We start from the raw sequence: 6,260 nt of genomic DNA, 5'->3' as shown, positions 1-6,260 counted from the left end.
TGCTCGCGTTCTTCTTCATCACGCGTTTGCAGCGCTTCGTACACCACTTGGTGCGGCAGGTCGTCTGCCAGTTCTGCTAATTCGTCTGCGTCCAAATCATCGACGGCGGCCAACAGCTCGTCTTTGTCCATGGACTCGATCAGCGTTTCGCGTACGGCGTCGGATACTTCCAGCAAGACTTCGCCGTCGTCTTCAGGGGCGACCAAAAGCCAAACGATGTTACGCTCGCGCGGCGGCAGGGACTCCAAGACGGCGGCCACGTCGGCAGGGTGCAACTCGGCCAAGAGGACGGTCAGCTCGGTAAACTTATCGCGCAGGCTTTCGTCTTCAATCGGCATGCCTGCTTCGATTTGTTCAAAGGACGGCTCGAGGATTTCGCATAAGGCGTGGATGCGGTCGATATCGTCAGAAATGCGGTCTTCTACCACATCATTGTCGGGGATATTGTCGAGATTCGGAGGGGTTTGTTCGATGCTCATAAATGCTCCGCCCGCCAGACGCGGGAAGGCATTTCGGCGGGATGATTATTGTTGTTGTGTATCAGATGGGAAGTTCAAAGACGAACTGGGAAGGTCCATAATTCAAGCCTGCTGAGAGGCGCAGAGTTGTAAACGGTCCATATTCTACTCTTTTTTAGGCCGTTTTACCATTTTTAACGGGAAAGGCCATCTGAAACCGGGTAATAACGACACCCCTTTTTTTCAGACGGCCTGATGATTTGATTTTATTTGTTTCGCCTGCCGAACGCTTCCCTGACCACGTCCAACCAAGCCCTTAAGGCCGGCGTCGGGCGTTGGTGTTTTTTCCATGCCATGGTGAGCTGCCAGCGGATTTCGGGTTCGACCAAAGGAATGGCGGCAAAGACATCGGGATTGATTTTTCGGGCATAGTATTCGGGTAGTAGGGCAATGCCCATATTGTGCGCCACCATGTCGGCAACCAAGTTCCATTGCCCGGTACGGCAAACAACGTTGGGCGTAAAACCTTGATTGCGGCAGGCCGTCTGAATGGTTTCGTTGAGGGAAAAGCCGGCGCCGAACAGGATGAAGGGCTCGTGTTGCAGGCTTTTGAGCGTCAGCGCATCGTGTCTTGCCCGATTTTTCGGCATCAAGACCACCAGCGGATAGTCGCACAACGTGATGCTGTCGAAGTCTTCGTGAACCGGAGCGAGCAGCTGTCCGGCATCGAGTTCGTTGTTACGCAATGATTGCTCGATGGCGAGTGAACCTTGTTCCAAAAACGACAATTCGATGTCCGGCCATTTGTGGTGGAAATCAAACAGCGCATGACTGAGCAAATCGCTGCCAAACAAAGCCAAACCCAAACGCAGCGTCCCGCTTTTGACATGGCGGTAATCGTCAATGCGGGCCAGCAGCAAATCGCGTTCGTGCAAAAGGTTTAAAGCGTGGCGATAAACTTCTTCGCCGATTGCGGTCGGCTGCACCTGCCGCTTTTTGCGTCCGTTTTCTTTGCACAAAAGCGGTACGCCTAATTCTTCTTCCAAAGCCTGAATGATTTTGCTGACCGTCGGCTGCGTCAAATTCAACGCGGAAGCCGTGGCTGAAAAACTTTGCAGGCGGATGAGTTCGGCAAAACAATACAGGCTTTTGAAGTCCATTATTCCTCTAAGGCATGATTATTCGTTTAATAATTCATATTATGCAGAAACCAGGTTTCTATAATCAAGCCTTTCATTCAACACACACCCATATCATGGACTCCCTCACCAGATTTTTTCAGACGGCCCTGCAGCTTGCCATCATCGGCGCAGTATGGGGCGTCTCCGACCTTATCGTCCGCTTCACGCATCTGCCTATTTCTTCAGGCGTATTGGGCTTGTTCCTCATGCTCGCCCTTTTGGGGCTCGGCATCATCCGCCCGGGCATGGTTGACCGCGGCGCAAAATGGGCATTGGGCGAACTCGTCTTTTTCTTCATCCCCATCATGGTTTCCGTCTTGCAATATCAAGACCTGCTGATGTCCGAAGGTTGGCAGCTGATTTTGACCATCGCCGTCGGCACCGCGCTCGTGATGATCAGCACCGCCCTGACCCTCGATTTCTGCTACCGCTGGAAACGCCGCCTCTACAAAAAACTCCACTCCTAAAAACAGAGAATAAAAATGGACTACACCGCCCTCGCCTGCTTCATCTGGACTTGCTTTGCCTATGTCGTTGCCAAAAAAATCCACCGCAAAAAACCCTTAATGATTTTCTCCCCCGTCGTTACCGTCTCCGTCAGCACCATCCTCCTGCTGCTGGCATTCGGCGTCAATTACGACACCTACCATAAATATACCCAAGGCATCGTCTTCCTGCTCACTCCGGTTACCGTTGCCTTTGCCGTCCCCATTTATGAAAACCGCGAAGTCATCCGCCGCCAACTGCCTATTTTGTCCATCGCCATTATGGTGGGCATGTTTGTCGGCGTAGTCAGCGCATTCCTCATGAGCCATATGTTTCACTTCAACAACGAAGTGACCAACAGCCTGATGGCGCGTTCCATCTCCACGCCGTTTGCCGTCGTCCTCGCCAGCGAAATCCACGGCTCCGCCTCGCTCGTTTCCCTGTTCACCATCATCACTGGCTTTGTCGGCATGATATTCGGCGACCTGTTTTTAGCCTTCACCCGCATCCGTTTCCACACCGCCAACGGCGTGGCATTCGGCAATGCCGCCCACGGCTTCGGCACATCGCGCGCCGGACAACGCCACGAAACCGAAGGCGTGATGGCCAGCCTGACCATGATTTTGGCCGGACTGTTTATGGTATTGTTTGGCCCGACCATGGTGCATTTGGTAATTTGGATGATGAGTTAGGCTTCGTCCCGATGACCATACACAAAAAGGCCGTCTGAAACATATATTAGTTTCAGACGGCCTTTTATATTATGGAACGATTACAGTTTGAAAATAGAAGCCTCTGCTAAATCATGAATGGTATCCAACGCAGATGAACCTGTACCATTGCTTGAATAGGTCGCATTGTCTGAGGAAAGACCGGCAGAAGAATCAAGAGGATCAGCCTCACCAAACACACGGCTCAAAAGTTCATCGCCATCAAAAGCTTTGGATTCCAATATCGGCTTCGCGGCCGGCTGTGCAGGCTCAAAACCTTCCCACTCACGCGGATCAAGGCGGATGATACGCCCATTATCGTCATGGCCATTATCAGACTCTATTCCTTTTGAAAAGAAGCCATTCCACTCACGCGGATCAAGACGGAAAACATGCTCATTATGACCATGATCGGACTCTACTCCTTTTGAAAAAAAGCCATTCCACTCGCGCGGATCGAGACGGAAGACATGCTCATTATGGCCATTATCCGACCCTATGCCTTTTGAAAAAAAACCATTCCACTCGCGTGGATCAAGACCGAAAACAAAATCTTTAGAATCAATTTCTGTACCTGGTTGATATACTTTAGCCACGGAAGTCTCCTTAAAAATAAACAGTTGCTGTACCCAATGCCCCATCAGGTCGATGAGAGCCTTTATTCTAAAACAAAGAAAACAGCAGGCAGGGGCCAAAGAGAACAACGGTTCATTAAAACGACAATCGGACTAAAATCTTTTAAAAACAAATAGATATAATTTACATATCATAATCAATAATACATAATCAAATTTCCAGGCTACCCCGCCAATCAGGGGAATCCTTCTTTCCCACTTTCCCCATCATGTCGCAAAAAGGCCGTCTGAAAAATGACTTTCAGACGGCCCTTTTCATTTGCTCAAGCCTTATTCTTTAGGCAGGCGCAGGACGGAGACGATGAATCCGCCCCAAATGACGATCAATGCGACAAGCATCATAATAATGGCTGAAGTACTCATTATTCGTCTCCTTCACGTTCGTGTTCATGTTCGTCTTTGACATTGAAGCCCTGACCGTGTTTCCACGGCAAGAATGACAGCAAGACCGACAATACGAGGATGGCGCCCACCATGCCCCAGCCGAAGATATTGAGGAAGCTGTCAGGATAGCCGCTGTAATTCTCTTTTAAGAGGCCGGCAGTATCCTGATAAAGCATATAGCCGAGCATGGCGACGGTAACCACCACGCTGGCTGTCCACACTTTGCCGACACGGATGGAAGACAGCGCGTTCAAGTGGTTACGCAGTTCCGGCAGCTTGTTCAACAAGACAATCGCCAAAACGTAAACAAAACCGGAAGCCACAATGCCATAAGTATTGATGAATTTGTCCAATACGTCCAACACAGGCAGGCCGGTAGTCGTACCGAACAGCAAGGTGGAAATAATCGCCATTGGCACGCCTGCAATCAGCGTTGCGCTGACACGGCCGATGTTCATTTTGTCTTGAATCGCGGCCACAATCACTTCAACGATGGAAATCATGGAAGTGACACCGGCAAACACCAGCGAGCCGAAGAACAACACGCCGATCAACGCGCCCATAGGGGCTTGGTTGATAATGGTCGGGAACGCGATAAACGCCAAACCGATACCGTTGGATGCCACTTCGCTGACTTCTTTGCCTGCAGCTTGAGCCATAAAGCCCAATGCGGCAAATACGCCGATACCGGCGAGCAACTCGAAGCTGCTGTTGGCAAAGCCGACAACCAAGCCTGTGCCGCCCAAGTCGGTTTTTTTCTTCAGGTAAGAAGAATAAGTAATCATGATGCCGAAACAGATGGAGAGCGAGAAGAAGATCTGGCCATATGCGGCTACCCAGACTTTCGGATCCGCCAAGCGGCTCCAATCAGGCGTAAACAAAGCGTCCAAACCTTTTGCCGCACCCGGCAGGGTCAGGGCGATGCCCACCATGATGACAAACATCACTACCAACAACGGCATGAAGAATGTGGACGCACCGGCCACGCCTTTTTGCACGCCCAAAGCCATAATCGCCAGCGTAAACACCCACACGGCAATCAACGGACCGGCAACTTTGCCGACAAAATCCAAGCCCAAGTCTTTGGCATCGGCCATTTGCAGGAAGTCTTTGAAGAAGAAGGTCTGCGGATCCGCACCCCATGCCGAAGTCAAAGAATAATAAGCATAGCTTGCCGCCCAGCCGACAATCACGGCGTAGTAGATACAGATGATGACGTTGGTCAGGAAGTTCCACCAACCCATCGGCTCAAACAAACGGCCGAGGCGGCGGAAGGCCAAAGGTGGCGAACCACGGTAACGGTGGCCGATGGCATAGTCGAGCAACAACAATGGAATACCTGCCGTCAACAGCGCAACCAAGTAAGGGAGGACGAAAGCACCACCGCCGTTGTCGAAGGCGATGTAAGGGAAACGCCAAATGTTGCCTAAGCCCACGGCCGAGCCGATGGCGGCAAACATAAAGGCACGGCGACTGCTAAACGTCGCGCGTTCGCTGGATTGAGAATTTGACACAATGAACCTCTTAAAAATCGAGTGTCGTCAAGGCCTCCCGGCCTTGCGCGTATATATTTAGAAATCAGGTCGGACAAACCGGCCGGTTAAAATAGATATTCGGACAAGGATAATATCCGGTATTTAAAGAATGCACCGCTTATGGCCATGCAAACATAATCTGACCTTATCGTAAAAAAATTTAACACTGTTGGCAAGTCAGTATTGCATTAAAATTGCAAGGAAAATCTTCATGCACTACGACTAAAATCTTCATACACTTCTTTATATACAAGCCAAACGCAACACCTAAGCCCCGTTTTTCCCTCCCCTTCCCACTGACAACCGCCCTCGCCGCAAACCGCCTTTCCCTTATCCCGTAAGGAAAAGCGGCAACCCAACGCATTCAAATCCCCCGTCATCAAAATGTTTCAGACGGCCTGTTTTCCTTCCGTCCAATCCGGGCCGTCTGAAAATTTCACTGTTGTATATTGTAATCAAGAAACCGTCCCAAAATTCCGTTTAATATAAACAAAAACAATCCACCTTTTCCCGTTTCCTTCATTACCATGATTTAAAATGGACATAAAACACCAAAAAATGGAATTAATAAAAATAAAATTTCAAAAAATATAAAATAACATTAAATTTAAACCTGTATTTCTACTCTAATCATCTACAATTAAAAATAATCAAACCAAAAAATTTCAATAAAACATTAATTACACAGCACTACATTTTTGCTATAATTGCCGCCATTCACTCCACAACCCAAACCCAAAAGAAGAGGAAAAGCCATGGGTATCAAAGTTGCCATCAACGGTTACGGCCGCATCGGCCGCCAAGTAGTGCGCGCTATTTTTGACTACAAACTGCAAGACCAACTCGACATCGTTGCCATCAATGCCAGCGG

General features: G+C 49.5%; 8 protein-coding genes. 3 read left to right on the top strand and 5 right to left on the bottom strand.

The annotated features are described in order from the left end of the window. Together ACTHSP_RS16705 and ACTHSP_RS16700 are read right to left on the bottom strand one after the other, a co-directional pair. The coding region (locus ACTHSP_RS16705; RefSeq protein WP_440346488.1) for a magnesium transporter MgtE N-terminal domain-containing protein at positions 1-479 on the bottom strand (479 nt) is incomplete at its 3' end. Between the two features lie 245 nt (positions 480-724). Further along, a complete protein-coding gene (locus tag ACTHSP_RS16700; RefSeq protein ID WP_314512473.1) occupies positions 725-1,618 on the bottom strand; it encodes a LysR family transcriptional regulator in 894 nt (297 codons plus the stop codon). 14 nt (positions 1,619-1,632) lie between these two features. Between ACTHSP_RS16700 and ACTHSP_RS16695 the strand changes: the two genes are divergently transcribed. Both ACTHSP_RS16695 and ACTHSP_RS16690 read left to right on the top strand, forming a co-directional pair. After that, positions 1,633-2,106, top strand: coding sequence for a CidA/LrgA family protein (locus ACTHSP_RS16695; RefSeq protein WP_003748145.1), 474 nt, complete (start codon positions 1,633-1,635; stop codon positions 2,104-2,106). Positions 2,107-2,121: 15 nt separating this feature from the next. Further along, positions 2,122-2,817 (top strand): LrgB family protein, encoded by a 696-nt coding sequence (locus ACTHSP_RS16690; RefSeq protein ID WP_003748143.1) that lies wholly within the window; start codon positions 2,122-2,124, stop codon positions 2,815-2,817. 80 nt (positions 2,818-2,897) lie between these two features. Here ACTHSP_RS16690 and ACTHSP_RS16685 read toward each other — a convergent pair whose 3' ends face one another. The 3 genes from ACTHSP_RS16685 to ACTHSP_RS16675 form a co-directional block, all read right to left on the bottom strand. After that, entirely contained in the window at positions 2,898-3,431 is a 534-nt protein-coding gene (locus ACTHSP_RS16685) for a hypothetical protein (RefSeq protein ID WP_314512471.1), read from the bottom strand. A gap of 309 nt (positions 3,432-3,740) precedes the next feature. Further along, on the bottom strand, positions 3,741-3,833 hold the full coding sequence (locus ACTHSP_RS16680; RefSeq protein ID WP_036472778.1) for a methionine/alanine import family NSS transporter small subunit: 93 nt from the start codon (positions 3,831-3,833) through the stop codon (positions 3,741-3,743). Then, positions 3,833-5,368, bottom strand: a complete 1,536-nt coding sequence (locus ACTHSP_RS16675) for a sodium-dependent transporter (RefSeq protein ID WP_314512469.1) — start codon at positions 5,366-5,368, stop codon at positions 3,833-3,835. The genes ACTHSP_RS16680 and ACTHSP_RS16675 overlap by 1 nt, the downstream gene beginning before the upstream one ends. Before the next feature lie 776 nt (positions 5,369-6,144). Here ACTHSP_RS16675 and ACTHSP_RS16670 point away from each other — a divergent pair. Further along, a partial coding sequence (locus tag ACTHSP_RS16670; RefSeq protein WP_440346489.1) for a glyceraldehyde 3-phosphate dehydrogenase NAD-binding domain-containing protein occupies positions 6,145-6,260 on the top strand: 116 nt, incomplete at its 3' end.

This window comes from Neisseria sp. P0001.S005 (genome assembly GCF_051963715.1).
Note: the sequence above shows the minus strand (reverse complement) of the source record. Positions and strands in the feature narration are given on the sequence as shown.